This is a genomic window from Chryseobacterium sp. YIM B08800 (assembly GCF_026163565.1).
GTDB lineage: Bacteria > Bacteroidota > Bacteroidia > Flavobacteriales > Weeksellaceae > Chryseobacterium.
Genome location: NZ_JAPDKN010000008.1, coordinates 26997 through 45015 on the forward strand (window position 1 = coordinate 26997; position 18019 = coordinate 45015).

Genomic DNA, 18019 nt, shown 5'->3' on the forward strand with positions numbered 1-18019 from the left:
GAAGTTAATTAGAAATATAAAATTAGATTTTCGATTTTTTTATAATTTTTTTAATTCAATAATGACTATTTAATTATAAAGAAACGAGCAACTACTTCCTGCTCCCTCATCAAGCATCCAAGCCTTTTAGATACCACATCATAATCTTCATTACGGGAAATTTATTTTTTGGAAAGATTATTGCAGTATCGGCAATATGGGAACGCAAAACTATAATAACCACTTAAAATTTTATCCGCCGCATCATTTTATTTACCTGCCATTGTTGCTCATCGCAGAGATCTTTGGGGTTTATAAAATCTTCGCAGATTCCGAAAACCAACTTTTATGGTTGCTGTTTTCGATCATCATATTTTTAATTCTTTATTTAGGAATTATGGTGCGCCAACATTACGCATTGGGACTGCAAAACCGTTTGGTAAGGCTCGAATTTAAGCAAAGATATTTTGAACTGTTCAACAAAAGATCAGATGAGGTGGAAGAAAAGCTTAGTTTTGGTCAGATTGCTGCTTTGAGATTTGCTTATGATGAAGAATTTAAAGAGCTTTTATATAAAGCTTTAAACGAAAATATTTCGGGAGATCAAATCAAAAAATCTATTAAAAAATGGAGACCAGATCACCATCGAATTTAAAATAATTAACAACCTAAATTATATTACTATGAAAAAGTGGACTTTATACAGCATGACTATTCTTAGTTTAATGCTACTTACAAGCTGCGAAGCTGTGGAAACAATCTTTAAGGCCGGAATGTGGTGGGGAATCATTTTGGTTGTCGGCGTAGTAGGGATTTTAGTATGGCTATTTTCTCGGGGTAAGAACTCTTAACCAAATTTTATGGAACAATCAGACTTAGAGATTATTTCTCATCTTAAGCCATCGAAGATTGTGAAAATTATGAAAGATCCGGTAGCTTCTGCAAAGGCAGTGAATCTTATTTACACTTCCGATGCAGAAACTTCCGGTATTATTCGTAGAAAAAGAGGCAAAAAGTTTCAGTACTTTAAAGAAGGCGAAAAGATTAAGGATAAAGAAGAGATCAAGCGTATTAATGGTTTGGTAATTCCTCCGGCTTGGGAAAATGTTTGGATTTGTGCTTTAGACAACGGTCATCTTCAGGCAACAGGTTTTGACGTAAAAAATAGAAAACAATATCGATATCATTCTCTTTGGAGCGCATTGAGAAATCATACGAAATTTTACAGAATGCTGCAGTTTGGTTATGCTTTGCCAGAAATTCGTTTGCAGCTTGAAAAAGATTTAGCTTTAAGAAATTTTGAAAAGCGAAAAATTCTGGCTTTGATTGTCAGTTTAATGCAACGTACCAATATTCGTATTGGTAATAATATTTACGAAAAGCTCTACGGTTCTTTTGGTTTGACTACTTTAAAAGGGAAACACGTAAAAGTTGAAGGACAAAAAATTAATTTCTCATTTAAAGGTAAAAAAGGTGTGATGCATAATGTCAATCTTAAAAGCAAAAGATTGGCAAAACTAATTATAAAATGCAAAGAGATTCCTGGGAAAGAGCTGTTTCAATATGTTGATGACGAGGGAAAAAGACATTCTGTAGATTCGGGAATGGTGAATGATTATATTAAAGAAATTAGCGGTGAAGATTTTACAGCAAAAGATTTCAGAACGTGGTCTGGAACGGTGAATGCTTTAATTGCTTTTAGAGAAATCGGCTACGCTGAAAATAATTCTCAGTATAAAAAGAAAGTAAAAGCTGCATTAGATATTGTTGCAGAACATCTGGGAAATACAAGTACAGTTTGCAGAAAATATTATGTACATCCTTTAGTCATCAACCTTTACGAAAACAATACCATCAAAAAATATCTTGACGAGCTTGAAGTAATTGAAGAAAACGACGGGAAAGCTGATCTTACACATGAAGAGAAATTGGTTTTAAAAATTCTGGAAAAAGAAAAGATGTAAGAATGTGAATTGTGAAAGCTCGATTCGCTTTGCTTGTCAATTTTTTGATTAAAATTTAACTTAATTCATTTAAAATTCACCCTTTACTTGCAAAGCAAAATTGACAATCGACTTTTCACTTGCAAAGCAAAATTCACCTTTGACAATTATTCAAAATAAATTTTAAATGTTGTAAATTTGTAAAAAAGCAAAAATTAAACAATACAACTCATATGTCAAAAGCAATTTCGCAAGTACCATTTGCAGTAAATGAGCCGGTAACTTCTTACGAACCGGGATCAGCAGAAGTAAAATCTCTTCTTGCAACTTACAAAAAAATGTGGGCAGAAAAGATAGAAATCCCAATGGTGATCAATGGTAAAGAAGTAAAAACAGGTGATACTGTAAAGCTTCAGTCTCCACAAGATCATGCACACGATTTTGGTTTTTATCATAAAGGAACGATGCAGCATGTAGATGATGCCATCAATACCGCTTTAGCAGCAAAAAAACAATGGAACGAGCTTGGATGGGAACACCGTGCAGCAATTTTCTTAAAAGCAGCTGACCTTTTAGCTGGACCTTACAGAGACGTTATCAATGCAGCAACAATGATCGGACAGTCTAAAAACGTTCATCAGACTGAAATAGACGCAGCTTGTGAATTCATCGATTTCTTGAGATTCAATGTAGAATTTATGACAGAAATGTATTCTGAGCAACCGGTTTCCGATGCAGGAATCTGGAATAGAGTAGAGTACAGACCGTTGGAAGGATTCTGTTTTGCAGTAACTCCATTTAACTTTACAGCAATTTCAGGAAACTTGCCAACTTGTATGGCAATGCTTGGAAACGTTGTAGTTTGGAAACCTTCAGATAAGCAAATCTATTCTGCAAAAGTAATTATGGATGTGTTGATCGAAGCGGGTCTTCCTGCAGGGGTTATTAACATGATTTTTACAGACGGAAAAGAAACTGCTGAGAAAGTAATGGCTCACAGAGATTTTGCAGGGCTTCACTTTACAGGTTCTACAAAAGTTTTCCAAGGAATGTGGAAAATGATTGGGGACAATATTCACAACTACAGAACGTATCCAAGAATTGTTGGAGAAACTGGAGGAAAAGATTTCGTAATTGCTCATCCTTCTGCAAATGTAGAAGCTGTTGCAACGGCTTTGGTAAGAGGTGCTTTCGAATATCAGGGACAAAAATGTTCTGCTGCTTCAAGAGCTTATATTCCTCAATCTCTTTGGGCTGATGTAAAAAAAGTAATGGAATCTCAGATTACTTCAATTAAAGTAGGTTCTCCGGAAGATCCTTCAAACTTTGTGAATGCAGTGATCGATAAAAATTCTTTTGAAAAATGTAAAGGTTATATCGACAGAGCAAATGCTTCAGATGTTGCAACCGTTGTAATCGGTGGTAAAGCTGATGATTCTAAAGGATGGTTCGTATATCCAACAGTTATTGAAACTACAGATTCTCAATATGAAAGTATGGTTGAAGAAATCTTTGGTCCTATCTTATCTGTTTTCGTTTATGAAGATGCAGACTGGTCTGAAACTTTAAAAGTTGTTGATTCTTCTTCTCCTTATTCATTAACGGGTTCTGTATTTTCACAATGCAGATACGCAACTCAGGAAGCTTTCAAAGCGTTAGAAAATGCATCAGGGAACTTCTATATCAATGACAAACCAACTGGTGCAGTTGTTGGTCAGCAACCTTTCGGTGGAGGTAGAGCTTCAGGAACAAACGACAAAGCTGGTTCTAAAATGAACTTACTAAGATGGACTTCTGTAAGATCTATCAAAGAAACTTTTGTTTCTCCTAAAGATTACAAATACCCATATCTTGGTTAATAAGTAATGAATAATTGGCAATGAGTAATTTTTGCCTGTATAAATATAGCCTCGGAATTTTATTTCGGGGCTTTTTTATTATAAGATATTAGAATTTTTAAAATCAAATATTTTGAATGACAGAGTCCTGAAAGGACGATTTATCAAAGCATCGGGTAAAGCCCGATGAAATAATCAAGTAAAACAAAAAAGTGACTCATTTGAATCACTTTTAATTTTGAATAATATAAAATAAATCTACCAGTCTCTTTTCTTTAGAATCAAATAAGATCCTACAATAAATAAAGCACACCAAACCAAACATGCAATAAGACTTTCTGTAGGGTAAGTAAACTCATATTTTAAACCGAGCATTTTAGCCATATTTAATCTCAACATCGGGTTTGGAATTAAATTAGACATACTTTCCAAAGGGAAAAGCTTGCTAAAGAAAAATTCATGTTGTAGAATTTCGTTTCGCTGAGCAGCCTGTGTTCCTGCTACTTTAGTGTAAGTTTCAATTCCGCCAAGAATAGATTCCCCAACCCAAATTACAAAAAATGCAAGGAAAACAAAGATCGATTTTCTTAAAAGAATTGATAAAAACATTAGAAAACAAAAGAACGCAAACAGTTTTAAAAAATAATTTCCAATGAAAAACATTTCTTTATAAACCAATGCTGATTCTGTAGTTTTTGAATATTTTAGACCTAAAAACAAAGTAATAGCAAATACAATAATTGTTGAAATTATTGTAAAAATACTAATCGTTAGTAACTTTGATCCAATAAATTCTTCTCTGCTTAAACCATCAATTGTATTCTGCTTAAACATTCTGTTGCTGAATTCCTGACAGATTGAGAAAACTATAATTAATCCTAAAAATATTTTTAATAATGCTACTATGTATGTGGTAAAGTTCCAAATTTCAGGAAAGTTATACATTCCTTGTTCTTTTAAATTGATGGTATCTCCGAAAAGTTTCAGATCAATTAAACCAATACAAAGAAAGATCACCAAAATAGCAAAATACATAATGGTAAAAACCTTGAAAGGTGTATAATTCAGATTTTTATAATATTCTAATTTTAATAATTTCATCATGATTAATTAGTGTTTTTTACAAGTTCAAGGAATTGATTTTCAAGCGATTGTTTTTTCTTAGCCAAGTGCGACAAGAAAATACCTTTTTCAGCAAGTTTCTGGTTTAAGGTTGATGCAGAAATCGATGCATCATCACGAACCTGTGCTTTTACGAGTTCACCTTCTGTAGAAATCGAAGTAAACCATTGAAGTTCTTCCAAGGCATGCAAAAGTGCAGAATTATTATCCGCTTTCAATTCAAAAAAGCCTTGGTTGCTGGTAATTTCATCTACTCTTCCCGAATAAATTGCGTTACCTTCTTTTAAAACGATTACATGACTGCAAATCTTTTCTATTTCATCTAAAAGGTGACTTGCAATAATAATGGTAATGCCTTGTTTTGCGATCGATCCGATAATTTCTCTAATCTGAATAATTCCTTCAGGATCTAAACCGTTTGTTGGTTCATCCAAAATCAAAACTTCAGGATTATTGAGCAAAGCAGAAGCAATTGCCAAACGTTGCTTCATTCCCAAAGAAAAGGTTTTAAACGTATCTTTTTTTCTTTCTAAAAGCTTAACTGTGTTTAAAACTTCATCAATTCTCGAAAAAGGAGTTCCTTTGATCTCGGCAACAATTTTCAGATTGGTTTCTGCACTTAAGTAAGGGTAGAAGTTGGGTTGCTCAATAATGGCTCCGATTTTTTTAAGCGTTTCAGGAGTTGTTCCTTTTTGCCCAAACCAAAACCAGTCGCCGCTTGTAGGATTGATTGTTGAAAGCAGCATCCCGAAAGTAGTAGATTTTCCACTTCCGTTGGGACCGAGAAGACCGTAAACATTACCTCTTTCTACATCAAAAGAAATATTGTTGACTACGACTCTTTTGAATTTTTTCGTCAGATTCTTTACTGATAAAATTTTTTCCATGTAGTATATTGTATGTACTATGAGTTTCTCTTTTTTGTGAAATGTTACAAAGAAGATTAATTTTAATATAAATGATGAATGATAAATGATGAATACTTTTAGCTAACAACAAATAACTAACAACCAACAACCAATTTTTTTCATTACATTTGATTTAAAGATGTTTGTATGAAGTTAATTGAACTTGCAAAAGAATTAAAGGTTTCTGCAGAAGCCATCAAACAGTTTATTCAGGATTTTGATCTTGATTTGATAGACTGTATTTCTACTCAATTTGAAGTGAAAGAAGATTTTGAAAAATTCGCCCGTGAAAATGTAGACTTTTTGAAAATATATGAAAAAGATTTAGATGAAAATAAAACAGTTGAGCAAATTGCAGAAACCATTAATCAGCCTAAAGAAAAAATAGAAAAAGCGATTGAAGAAATCCCTTCAAATATTTTTGATAACGGATTGTTTCGTTCTTCGATCTCGAGTTATAGGATCGATCAGAAATTAGGCGGAAATTACAAATTTGTCTATAATTATTTCGGAAATAAAACCAAGCTTCAGCAAAGAGATTTTATCGGTTACAGAGATCTTTTCTTTTATATTTCAGATGTTTTAGAACCGTTTTTAAATCCTCAGCAAACCAAAGACTGGGGAATTCACAAACCTGCAGGAATAATTTTGTATGGACCTCCAGGAAGTGGAAAAATATTTTGGGCGAATAAAATTGCCGAAATCATCAATTATAAATTTAAAGAAGTTAAAAAACATTACCTCGGTACTTCATTTATTGACGGAAATCAAACCAATTTCAATGATTTTTTGGTATCGATGATGAACGAAGATAGAGTGTTGCTTTTCCTTGATGATTTTGATGAAATTATGATGGAAAGAAATGCAGAAAATAATGTGGCTTCCTGCAATCTCGAAACTCAGGAGATTATTCTTCATCACGTTTCAAAATTTGAAAGTGAAGGGGTTTTGATGGTGGGTTCTGCCAATTCTGTTGTTGATATTAATGAAGAAATTCTGGCACCGGGAAGATTTGATGTTTTAGTTCCGATATTCCCACCAAATGCAGCCGAAAGATCAGAAATCATTCTCTATTCGATGACCAAAAATCTGGATAAAGATTCTCTGCTTTTCAAAATTCTTAAAAATAATAAAGCAGATAAAATTCCTTTCTGGACAGAAACGGTTGCAAAAATGAAGGTTTTCAGCAATACGATGCTTATCGATTTTACCCAAAGTTTAAAAAAGAGAATTAAAAACCGTTACCAAAGAACTAAAGATGAAAAACTAAAAATTGATGAAACTCTTCTCAACGGTGCTTTACGTGATGCTGCAGCAAAATTAACTGAAGAATATCTTAATCAGATTGCCCAGTTTTTAAATGATGTGATTATCAATAATCTTGATGATTTCCAGATGAGAATTCACTCGCTAAAAGCTGAACTGGAAACCTATCAAACGGTGGAAGAGCCAAGAAGAGAAATTGGTTTTATGCATAATGATGAAGATAAGGAATAATCTGAAAAATGTATAAATTCACTATCTTATTTTCTTTGCTGACGGTTCCGTTGGTTGCATTTGTTCTATTTTTTGGCGGCGGCGGTCACGGAACCTATATTCCTTTTCTTGTGCTTTTTCCTTTAGGATTAATTGGAACTTTTGTATCCGACAATATAAAATTTTTGTTTTTTGTTCTTGGATTGTTTCAATTTCCAGTCTACGGTTTTTTAATGGATAAATTTAAAAGTAAGAAAGCATTTCTGTTTATTTTTTTATTTCATATTTCTGCCATACTTATTATTTTCCTCTTTAAGAAGAATGAATTTTTTTAGTAAAATCTTCACTATTTTCTTTTTAAATATATTCTTTTTTTATGTTATAAATTATTCATAGTGTTTGTGTAATTGATGAGATTATTGTTTTTATTCTGAGTGTTTATTGTTGAGAATATTTAAAATTATTTCAAATGTTAGTTTTTAAGCAATTCTACAAGCGGTGAGTATGTGTTGAGTATGTACTTTCAGAGCATAGAGTAGCACTTTTCAGAGGTCATCTAATATATTTGTTGAGGTTTTGTTCTAAGGTAAAACTTAGATCTATTTAAAAAGCTAATCAACATTCAATATAAAAACTATGAAAAGAAAATTACTTTCTCTTGGTGTAATTTTAACTTTGGCTCAGTTAAATGCGCAGACTTATCAAACATTAGCGGTTTCAGGATTTAACGCAGATGTTATTGCAAATGGAGTAGGAGATGCTTCAGCTTCTACGACAATGAGTTTAGATAAAGACACGGATAATTTCGCATATATGTCAAGAGACTTTAAAGCGACATCTTCATCTACGGCTTTAACTTATGGTTTACCAGAAACAGGATTAATTACTTCTGCCGTTTCAGCAACTTTAGGTTTGACTTTTCAACTGGCTTCTTATTCTGGAAATAATTCTTTAAGACTTCCAAATGCAAACGACACAGGGACTCTTACTTTGGCAACACCAACAGCGGCAAATAATGTATATGTTCTTGCGGTAAGCGGAAGTGGATCTTCTACGGGAGATATTACGGTAAATTTCCAAGATGGAACATCACAAGCTTTTACGAGTACAAGTTTCCAAGATTGGTATGGCGGTACAAATGCCGCAATTCAGGGGATTGGTAGAATCCACAGAGGAACTAATGCTTTAGACGCTGCGGGAGGAACAAACCCAAGAATTTATCAGATTGCATTAGCAATAAGTGCTGGAAATCAAAGTAAACCAATTACTTCTATTACCGTTAAAAAAACTTCTACGGCAGTTACAGTTATTAATGTATTTGGAGTTTCCGCTCAGGTTAATAATTTATCTGTTTCAGATCTGAAAAAAGCGAGAGAAAAATCGGTTTATCCGAATCCTTTTTCAAATGAATTGAATTTGGCTGATGTTTCAGATATGGTTTCAATCGATATTTTAGATTTTGCAGGAAAAACGATTAAAGCTAATATTCAGCCTCAATCAAAATTAGATCTTTCATTCTTAGATAAAGGAAATTATATCCTTGTTTTAAAAAACAAAAACGGAACATTAACTTCTCAAAAAGTAGTTAAGAAATAAGATAGAGTTTTTTTCACTTTGATTATTATATAATTTACAAAAACAATCATTGTGCAATAAGCCGGTTTTAATTAATCGGCTTGTTTTTTTAATATGCCTGTCTTCTTTGAGATTTGAATAAATATCAGGTTACATTTATAAAAAATCGCTGATTTAAAATTTATTTCGGTCAATTACTATTACTTATCACACATTGCTAATAACTCATGATTTTATCCGTAAATTTGCTTTTCAAATTTTTTAGCTTTGATTAATAACGACCAGATAAAAGAAGTTCAATCTAGAATTGAAGACCTTCATAAATATCTTCAGATTGATAAAAAGAAGATAGAGATTTCTAATGATGACGAAAAAACGGCAGCTCCGGAATTTTGGGATAACCCCAAAACTGCTGAGGTTTTTCTAAAGCAGCTTCGTTCCAAAAAAAAATGGGTAGAAGAATATGAAGAAATCAATACTCAGTTTGAGGATCTTCAGGTTTTACTTGAGTTTGCAAAAGAAGACCCCGATTCTGAAAAAGAATTGGATGAATCTTTCCCTCAATTATTAGAGAAAATAGAAAATCTGGAGTTTAAAAATATGCTTTCTAACGAAGGTGATGAGCTTTCTGCTGTTCTTCAAATCACTGCAGGAGCAGGTGGAACAGAAAGTTGCGACTGGGCTGCAATGTTGATGAGGATGTATAATATGTGGGCGGAAAAACAGGGCTATAAAATAAAAGAACTAAACTTTCAGGAAGGCGAAGTTGCTGGTGTGAAAACTGTAACCCTGGAAATCGACGGCGAATATGCTTTTGGTTATCTTAAGGGTGAAAATGGCGTTCACAGGCTGGTAAGAATTTCTCCTTTTGATTCTAATGCAAAACGTCATACAAGTTTTGTTTCAGTGTATGTTTATCCTTTGGTGGATGATACGATTGAAATCAATATCAATCCTGCCGATATTTCATTTGAAACGATGCGAAGTTCAGGAGCGGGTGGACAAAACGTAAACAAAGTAGAAACCGCGGTTCGTCTTCGTCACGCACCTACAGGAATTATCATTGAAAACTCAGAATCTCGTTCTCAGCTTCAGAATAAAGAAAAAGCAATGCAGCTTTTGAAATCCAGATTATATGAAATGGAATTGGAAGAACGTCTGAAAGCACGAAACGAAATTGAAGCCAATAAAATGAAGATCGAGTGGGGAAGCCAGATCCGAAATTATGTGATGCACCCTTACAAACTGGTGAAAGATGTACGTTCCGGTCATGAGACTTCAGATGTTGATGCTGTGATGAACGGAAATCTTACACCATTCCTAAAAGCGTTTCTGATGGCTGATGGAACGGCGGTTTCAGACGATGATCTAGACCTATAAAAAATCATGTTTACATTTTTGTTAAAATATGCTAATATATTTTCAGCATAATTTTATTAAGCTTATTTTTGTTCATCATCATTATATATGGAAGAATTCAATAGTTGGAGAGATTTATTAAACCCTGAGTTTTATATCAACATGGGTGGTTTTTGGGTAATTTTGTTTATCATATTTGCCGAGACAGGGTTATTTGTAGGGTTTTTCCTTCCGGGAGATTCACTGCTTTTTGTTTCCGGAATTTATGCGGTAGACATTATTTCTAAAACATTCGGTTCTACAGGAAGTGACTTTTTAGATACCACTATTTTGGCAAGTGCGGTTGCGTTTGCTGCGATTGTAGGTAATCAGGTAGGGTATTGGTTCGGAAGCAAAACAGGACCTGCTTTGTACAAGAAAAAAGACACGATGCTTTTCAAGAAAAAATATCTTTATCAGGCACACGATTTTTTTGAAAAAAACGGAGCTTTGGCAATTATTATGGCAAGATTTTTACCTGTGGTAAGAACTTTTATGCCGATTGTAGCAGGAATTGTGAAGATGGATAAGAAATCTTTCTTCCGCGATAATATTATCGGAGGTGTTCTTTGGTCTTTCAGTTTAATTTTTGCGGGGCATTATCTGGATAAATTATTCCTTGATCAGTTTGGTATCAACCTGAAAGAAAAACTAGAGTTTATCATTATTGTAATTGTTTTAATTACAACCGTTCCTGTAGTTCTTAAATTTATGTTTGGAGCACCAAAAGGAAATCCGAAACTGGAAGATGAAGTTTTGGAAGATTTGATTGACAAAGAAAAATAATCAATTTAAAAATATAGAAATTAACCCGCAGCTTTTGCGGGTTATTTTTTTCGTTATAAAGTTGCTTAAATTTTTCTCTCGCAGATTAAGCAAATTACGCAGATTTTTTCTGCTAAACCTCCTAAATCTGCGAGAGAAAAAGAAATAATAACTGCAAAAGAACAAAAGAAATGATTAAAAAAGAATTGAATTTTAATTTCTAATCCATTCCAAAATATTCGGGTAAATGATGCTGTCTCTTTTTTTCTTGTTGAAAAATCTCGGTGCATGTCCGGTTTTATCCATAAAAACCAGTTTATGCGGAATATTCATTTTCGTTAATACAGAATCTAACGCTAAACCTTGTTTCTGATTCACCAGAAAATCCTGATTTCCCTGAAATAAAAGCGTCGGAACATTTGTTACGTTCGCTACCGGACTTGCCTTTTGAAAATCTTCAGACAAATTTTTACGATTAAATTTAGTCCCCACTACCTTCTGAATGGTTCCCGAAGTGTATTTTGAGTAAAATGATTTTAAATAATCATGAGAATAAAAATCTGTCGGCCCGCTGAGAGAAATAATCTTCTTGATTTTATCAGGATTTTGATAACCGTAAAGCAAAGCTAAATGTCCTCCTGCACTTTCTCCCAGAAGAATATAATTGTTCGGTAGAAGTTCTGCTTTTTCTGAAAGCGCATTGAATTTTTCAATCACAGAATTAATATCTTCCAGCTGATCTTTGTATGTGAGATGTTTTGAAACCAAGCGATAATTCATATTAATACTCGGGATATTATTTTCAAAAAGCATTTTCTGAATTTGAATCATGTGTTCCTTTCTGCCATATTTCCATGCGCCGCCGTGAACAATTAAAATAACGGGAGAATCTTGCGGATAATCTGCGGGAAGAAAAACATCCATTTTCTGGCGTTTGTGTTCACCATATTTCAGATTATAGATTTTCTGACTGTCTTTTCCCACCCAAACTCTGAATTTAGAATTGCATGAATTTAATACAAAACCAATTAATCCTAAAACAAAGAAATGGTAATTGAGAATCAGCTTTTTCATAGAGTAAAGGTAAGGAGAATTTGATTTTAATGATTATCAATACCTATGATTTTTTAGTATCTGTTTAATTTTTTAACCTAAAATTTAAAGCAATAATTGAGACGGAGACATGACGAAGTTATGGTTGAGAAATTTCGTAAGGAAAACAACTTCAAAAGCAATAAAATATTCTGACTGTTTAGCTTTTACTATAAATAATTATTCAGACAAATGAGATTTAAAAGTTCTTTAAAAACCAATTAAAATCTATATTTTTGTAAGACTTAACATTTATTAAAAAAATATTAAAACACTATGGCGTCTGGTTTTTTTGCGATTTTAGATGATATCGCTGCTTTGATGGATGATGTTGCTGTAACAAGTAAAATTGCAACCCAAAAAACAGCAGGTATCTTGGGCGACGATTTGGCGGTAAACGCAGAAAAAGCAACAGGTTTCCTTTCTTCAAGGGAAATTCCTGTATTGATGAAAATTATGAAAGGCTCATTTATCAATAAACTGATTATTGTTCCTTTTGTTTTCCTTCTGGAATGGCTGTATTCACCTGCAATTAAAATTATTCTAATTATTGGCGGGTTTTATTTAGCCTATGAAGGGGTAGAAAAAATTGTTGAATTTTTATTTCACAGAGACAAAAAAGGACACGAAGTAATCGAAGAATCTGATGATATCGTTGAAGAAGGCGAAGATGCCGAAAAAACTAAAGTGAAATCTGCAATTACAACTGATTTTATTTTATCTCTTGAGATTGTTATCATCGCATTGGCTGCAGCGAAAGATGGTTATCATGCGCTTAAATCGCAATTTGATCCGTTTCTTGTAGAAATTTTTACGGTTTCTATCGTTTCGATTATTGCAACTATTGGGGTTTACGGAATTGTAGCATTAATTGTAAGAATGGACGATGCTGGTTTCAAATTAATTAAAAAAAGTAATGACAAAGGCTTTTTTGGTAAATTAGGACATTTGCTTGTAAAAGCACTTCCTTGGGTGATAAAAGCTTTAGGAATCATCGGAACTATCGCACTAATTTTAGTTGCAGGTGGAATTTTTGATCATAATATTGATTATCTGCATCATGCGTTATCAACCTGGAGCGAAATGCTGAAACAGGTTCTTTTCGGTTTAGCAGGCGGATTGATTGCCCTGTTTTTAATTACCGGAGGAAAGAAAATTTATACATTAGCAACAAAGAAATAATTGTTAGATCTTAATAAAAAAATCCTGCTTCATTTTTCTGGAGCAGGATTTTTATTTTAATGTATTTCAGCAATTGTTAATCCATCTGGTCTTCCGCCAATATCTAATTTCTGAATCACTTCCATTGTTTTTAAATCAATTACAGAAACCGAATTATTCGGAGTGCATGAAATAAAAAGTCTGTTTTTTCCTTTATCCATCAACATTGCTGCACCCTGTCCTGAGTTGATTTTCTTAATCATTTTTCTTGTTTTTGAATCGTAAAAAAGTAATTCTCCGGTTTTTACACTTACAATACATACATATTTTCCGTCGGGTGTAAACTTCATTCTGTGTAACCCTAAAATAGATGTATTGATTTCTTCAGTTATTTTTCTTTTTTCTAAATCAATAATGATAATTGTTCCATCCGGTCTTACTGTCCACAATTCTTTTCCGTCGGTAGAAACATCGAATCCTTCTGCTCCTTTTCCTACAGGGATTAAAGTTTGGATCCAGTCCCATATCGGTTTTGCATTGGGAGGCAAAACTCCGGTTGGCGGAACTGTTGGCTGCAATAAAACGTGATCAAAAATACTTACAGTTCCAGAATCGATATTGGTTGTATAAAAATGCTCAGAATCGGGTGTTAAATATATAAGATGAGTTGTATTTTGCCCTGTACCCATCGACCATTCCAAGATATTTTCTTTTAGATCATATCTTCCAACAGCTTTCGAACCTTGCGCTGTAAACCATAATTTATCATTCTGAAATGCCAAACCATGTGAACCATATAAAGGTCTTGTATCAATATTTTTTAAAGGTTTAAAGGTGATTAGATCAATCACGTTGATTTCATGTGAAGTCCCGTTTATTGTATTGGCAACATAAGCAGATTTTCCATCTGTTGAAGTAATGACTTCATGCGGATCATCACCGACATTAATTTTAGTGATAATTTTTAGGTTGTTGTAATCTAAAACAACCATTTTTTTGTCGGTTTTTGATAAAGCTAAAATGTATTTTTTCTGAGCAGAAACTAAACTTGAAATAAAAATTAAAAAGAAAACAGAAAGGTATTTCATAATTCTAAGAGAATATTAATTATTTAATAGATACAGTTTTCTTTACATGGTTAAATCGATTTGTAATGAATACTGATTTAATTAATTATTTTTGCAGAAAATATGGAATTTGATTTATCATCAAATGTGATTTAATCTGATTCGTTTTTCAGAAAATTATGGGTAGAAATTTATCAATTGATGTTTTAAAAATCATTCTGGCATTTTTTGTCGTGTTTCTGCACATGAATTTTTTGAAAGAAACGTTTCCTTTGTTAAGCTATATTTTAGTAAACGGACTTTTTAGAATTGCAGTTCCCGTTTTTTTAGTCATTACCGGATTTTATTTCTTCCATATCGATACTGCAAAAAAACTCAGGAAATGGCTTCTCAGAACATTTCTACTCTATGCAATCTGGATGCTGATTTATATTTCTTATTGGAAAGATAATGATGAAATTTTACTGACAATAGTTTTTGGATATCACCATTTATGGTATTTGATTGGGACGTGTTTTTCAGGACTGATTCTCTATTTTCTTAAAAACCAGAATTCAAAATTATTGTTTGGTTTGACAATTTTTTTATTCCTTTTCGGTTACATGGTTCAGGTTTTAGGAAATTTACATTATTTAAACGCTGAATCAGATTCACTTTTGAATGATTATTTGCTTTACCGAAATTTTCTTTTTGTATGCTTCCCGTTTTTAACGATTGGCTTTTTGATTAACAAACACCAAATTGATATTTCAAAATACAAAAACTCATTTTTGCTGGTTGTTTTTTCAATTTTATGTGTAATTGTCGAAGCATTTTTCAATTATAAATACATCAGTAGCGAAAGTACAGATATATTATTTTCTTTGATTTTTGCGAGCCCGTTGCTGTTTTTGTATTGTCAGAAAATATACATTAAAACTACTTCTAAAATTCTAGCCAGTTTTTCTACAGCGGTATACGTGGTGCATCCGCTAATCATGAAATCTGATTTTTACAAAGAAATCGAATCTTTCAAAATCCTGATTTTTTTAGCGATTTTAATTCCTATAAGCTTTGCTTTGGTTTACCTTAATAAGAAATTGAAATACCTGCTTTAAGCTTATTTAGAGTATTTAAAATAAAAGACAACGAAATAGTATCGTTGTCTTCGTATAAATTAGTTCATTTCGTAATTGATAATAACCATTCTCAAAATGAAATGTACGAAATCTTGCTCCGCATCTCTTCTGCTGATGAGTCGGTTTTTATAATCGTAAGATTTAAAAACTTTTATTAATCTCAGATAGGTTTCAAGCTCTTCATCTTTAATTCTGATTTTTACGTGCCCGTCTTTTCTTTTGATAATCTGATCATCCAGAGTTCTCACCCTGAATAAAACATCGCATAATATAGGTTTTACGCCACCATATCTCTCCACAATATTCACTTTGAATGCATCAAAAGTAATGGCATGGAAGATTAATTTTGGTTGGGAATCCGGTGTGCGAAGTTCAAGCTTGTAGTTCATGAGTCTTTTTTTACAATATCCTTTTTAAAGGAATATATCAAATTAAATATTGATGTAAATTTAAAAATAAAAGAGACTTTAAAAAGCCCCTTTTTAAATTTTTTTTAGTTGAATAAATCTTTTACTTTATCGAAGAAAGTTTTTTCTTTTCCAGACGGTTCAGCAACCATTTCGCCGCTGCTCATCTGTTTCTCGAAAAAGTCTTTTTGGTCTTTGGTCAATTTTTGTGGTGTCCAGACATTGATGTGAATAAACATATCTCCTTTACCATAGCTGTCGATACTTGGTAAACCTTTTCCGGCTAATCTTAAAATTTTTCCGGATTGTGTTCCTGCATCAACAGTAATTTTTACTTTTCCACCAACGGTAGGAACTTCTTTTTTGGTTCCCAAAGCGGCTTCCGCAAAAGAAACATATAATTCCTGGTGAAGATTATCACCTTCTCTTTTTATTGTGTTGTCTACTTCCTCTTCTACAATCACCAAAAGATCTCCAGGAACACCACCAAATGGCGCATCATTTCCTTTTCCTCTTACATTCAGTTGGATGCCGTCTCTTGCTCCTGCAGGAATGTTGATGGTAATTTCTTCCTCATCTTTTATTAAACCTTGTGCATTGGCTCCTGCAGGAATTTTATCGGCAACTTTACCGATTCCCTGACAAGTTCCACAAGTGGTTTGCGTTTGCATCTGTCCGAACATCGTATTCATCACCTTCATCTGAACTCCGGCTCCGTTACATGTTGGGCAGGTTTTTGAAGTGGCACCCTCTGCCATCTTCATTTTTTTTACTTTAAGAGTTTTTTGAGTTCCGTTCACCATCTCTTCAAGATTCAGCTTGATTCTGATTCTTAAATTAGAACCTTTCACCTGTTGACGACCACCGCCGCCACCAAATCCTCCGAAACCGCCGCCACCAAAAATATCTCCAAACTGGCTGAAAATATCTTCCATGTTCATACCGCCACCGAAGCCTCCACCGCCAAAACCACCGGCACCGCCAACTCCGGCGTGTCCGTATTGGTCATAGCGAGCTTTTTTGTTATCGTCGCTTAAAACTTCGTAAGCTTCTGCAGCTTCTTTAAATTTATCTTCAGCATCTTTATCACCGGGATTTTTATCTGGGTGATATTTAATGGCCATTTTTCGGTATGCTTTCTTTATTTCGTCGGCACTCGCAGATTTGCTGACCTCAAGAACCTCGTAATAATCTCTTTTTGACATCTTTTAATATGAGTAATTAGTAATGAGTAATTGGTAATATTTCTTATTACTAATTACTCATTGCTTATGTTTTAGTTTCCTGTTACAACTTTTGCAAAACGAATCACTTTATCACCTAAAGTATATCCTGTTTCAATAACGTCTACAATTTTACCTTTCAAATCTTCAGAAGGTGCAGGAATTTGAGTAATCGCCTCGTGGAAATCTACATTAAAGCTGTCTCCGGCTCTTACTTCCATTACCTTTAAACCTTTTTCGGTAAGCTTGTTTTTAAACTTGTTGTAAATCAATTCAACACCCTGAAGATCCGCTTCATTACCATTTTTGGCAATTTCTTTTAAAGCTCTTTCGAAATCATCCAAAATACCCAACATAGAAACCATCATTTCTTGGTTGGCGTAAGTGAAAAATTCCATTTTCTCCTTTGATGTTCTTTTTTTATAGTTTTCAAACTCAGCATACAGTCTGATGTAACGGTCTTTTTCTACTGCCAAAAGTTCTTCTGCAGTAGGTATTTCTGTCACATTTTCCTCAACTGTTTCTTCAGTCTGTGTGATATTTTCTTCCTGATTATTGATATTTTCTTCGTTGATATCCTGATTTTCCATATTTCAATAACTTTTTACATTGTTGTTTCACAAACATTCTGCCAAAGAAAAAAATAATGACATTTAGGCAGAGTTTGGTTGTAGTTGATAGTTGTTGGTTATTAGTTATTGGTGAATGATTGAGTATTGTGTTGTTGAATATTGTTTTTTAGTTCTCAATCTGGTCTGTTAATTCCCCTCCTTTGGAGGGGTGGCGAAAATTTCAAAGAAATTTTTGTCGGGGTGGTTTGGATAATGTGAGTTTTAAAATAATTCTCTAATTTAAATGCTGTATTTTAACTGTTTACAGCCCTATTTTTTAGCCCAGATTGCGCAATTGTTTGAGCTCGTTTTTTTGATTTTGGTTGGGGGGGCGCA

The 18019-nt window shown here is 33.3% G+C and carries 17 protein-coding genes; 10 read left to right on the plus strand and 7 right to left on the minus strand.

Translation table 11 applies throughout. The features are described from left to right. The first annotated feature begins 196 nt into the window (after positions 1-196). The 3 genes from OEW74_RS04745 to pruA all read left to right on the plus strand — a co-directional run bounded on the left by OEW74_RS04745 (position 197) and on the right by pruA (position 3781). Complete coding sequence (locus tag OEW74_RS04745) at positions 197-634, plus strand: DUF6526 family protein (protein WP_265427406.1); 438 nt, start codon at positions 197-199, stop codon at positions 632-634. A gap of 205 nt (positions 635-839) precedes the next feature. Beyond that, positions 840-1943, plus strand: coding sequence for a DNA topoisomerase IB (locus tag OEW74_RS04750; RefSeq protein ID WP_265427407.1), 1104 nt, complete (start codon positions 840-842; stop codon positions 1941-1943). Between the two features lie 212 nt (positions 1944-2155). Beyond that, positions 2156-3781 (plus strand): L-glutamate gamma-semialdehyde dehydrogenase, encoded by a 1626-nt coding sequence (pruA, locus tag OEW74_RS04755; protein WP_265427408.1) that lies wholly within the window; start codon positions 2156-2158, stop codon positions 3779-3781. 237 nt (positions 3782-4018) lie between these two features. On the opposite strand, the gene OEW74_RS04760 is transcribed toward pruA, so the two are convergent. Then, the gene (locus tag OEW74_RS04760) at positions 4019-4864 is read right to left on the minus strand and encodes an ABC transporter permease subunit (protein ID WP_265427409.1); all 846 of its coding nucleotides are present in this window, start codon (positions 4862-4864) and stop codon (positions 4019-4021) included. Between the two features lie 2 nt (positions 4865-4866). Then, positions 4867-5769 (minus strand): ABC transporter ATP-binding protein, encoded by a 903-nt coding sequence (locus OEW74_RS04765; protein WP_265427410.1) that lies wholly within the window; start codon positions 5767-5769, stop codon positions 4867-4869. Between the two features lie 168 nt (positions 5770-5937). Here OEW74_RS04765 and OEW74_RS04770 point away from each other — a divergent pair, with 168 nt between their 5' ends. The 5 genes from OEW74_RS04770 to OEW74_RS04790 all read left to right on the plus strand — a co-directional run bounded on the left by OEW74_RS04770 (position 5938) and on the right by OEW74_RS04790 (position 11025). Continuing rightward, positions 5938-7287, plus strand: a complete 1350-nt coding sequence (locus OEW74_RS04770) for an AAA family ATPase (protein WP_265427411.1) — start codon at positions 5938-5940, stop codon at positions 7285-7287. Positions 7288-7295: 8 nt separating this feature from the next. Beyond that, positions 7296-7601 (plus strand): hypothetical protein, encoded by a 306-nt coding sequence (locus OEW74_RS04775; protein WP_265427412.1) that lies wholly within the window; start codon positions 7296-7298, stop codon positions 7599-7601. Positions 7602-7902: 301 nt separating this feature from the next. Continuing rightward, entirely contained in the window at positions 7903-8862 is a 960-nt protein-coding gene (locus OEW74_RS04780; RefSeq protein WP_265427413.1) for a T9SS type A sorting domain-containing protein, read from the plus strand. Between the two features lie 246 nt (positions 8863-9108). Beyond that, complete coding sequence (gene prfB, locus OEW74_RS04785; RefSeq protein WP_265427414.1) at positions 9109-10221, plus strand: peptide chain release factor 2; 1113 nt, start codon at positions 9109-9111, stop codon at positions 10219-10221. A gap of 87 nt (positions 10222-10308) precedes the next feature. Continuing rightward, on the plus strand, positions 10309-11025 hold the full coding sequence (locus tag OEW74_RS04790; protein ID WP_265427415.1) for a DedA family protein: 717 nt from the start codon (positions 10309-10311) through the stop codon (positions 11023-11025). A 192-nt stretch (positions 11026-11217) separates the two neighbouring features. Here OEW74_RS04790 and OEW74_RS04795 read toward each other — a convergent pair whose 3' ends face one another. Then, on the minus strand, positions 11218-12078 hold the full coding sequence (locus OEW74_RS04795; protein ID WP_265427416.1) for an alpha/beta hydrolase: 861 nt from the start codon (positions 12076-12078) through the stop codon (positions 11218-11220). Positions 12079-12372: 294 nt separating this feature from the next. On the opposite strand from OEW74_RS04795, the gene OEW74_RS04800 reads away from it, so the two are divergent. Beyond that, positions 12373-13278 carry a DUF808 family protein gene (locus OEW74_RS04800; RefSeq protein ID WP_265427417.1) on the plus strand — a complete coding sequence of 302 codons (906 nt, stop codon included), beginning with the start codon at positions 12373-12375 and terminating at the stop codon, positions 13276-13278. 56 nt (positions 13279-13334) lie between these two features. Here OEW74_RS04800 and OEW74_RS04805 read toward each other — a convergent pair whose 3' ends face one another. Then, positions 13335-14345: a YncE family protein gene (locus tag OEW74_RS04805; RefSeq protein WP_265427418.1), complete on the minus strand. Its 1011-nt coding sequence runs from the start codon at positions 14343-14345 to the stop codon at positions 13335-13337. A gap of 158 nt (positions 14346-14503) precedes the next feature. On the opposite strand from OEW74_RS04805, the gene OEW74_RS04810 reads away from it, so the two are divergent. Next, positions 14504-15421 carry an acyltransferase family protein gene (locus tag OEW74_RS04810; RefSeq protein ID WP_265427419.1) on the plus strand — a complete coding sequence of 306 codons (918 nt, stop codon included), beginning with the start codon at positions 14504-14506 and terminating at the stop codon, positions 15419-15421. Between the two features lie 59 nt (positions 15422-15480). Here the strand turns inward: OEW74_RS04810 and OEW74_RS04815 are convergent, their stop codons facing one another. The 3 genes from OEW74_RS04815 to OEW74_RS04825 form a co-directional block, all read right to left on the minus strand. Beyond that, positions 15481-15831: a prevent-host-death protein gene (locus OEW74_RS04815; RefSeq protein ID WP_074231583.1), complete on the minus strand. Its 351-nt coding sequence runs from the start codon at positions 15829-15831 to the stop codon at positions 15481-15483. A gap of 104 nt (positions 15832-15935) precedes the next feature. Beyond that, positions 15936-17054 carry a molecular chaperone DnaJ gene (gene dnaJ, locus OEW74_RS04820; RefSeq protein ID WP_265427420.1) on the minus strand — a complete coding sequence of 373 codons (1119 nt, stop codon included), beginning with the start codon at positions 17052-17054 and terminating at the stop codon, positions 15936-15938. Between the two features lie 71 nt (positions 17055-17125). Next, positions 17126-17662 (minus strand): nucleotide exchange factor GrpE, encoded by a 537-nt coding sequence (locus tag OEW74_RS04825; protein WP_265427421.1) that lies wholly within the window; start codon positions 17660-17662, stop codon positions 17126-17128. Positions 17663-18019 lie beyond the last annotated feature (357 nt).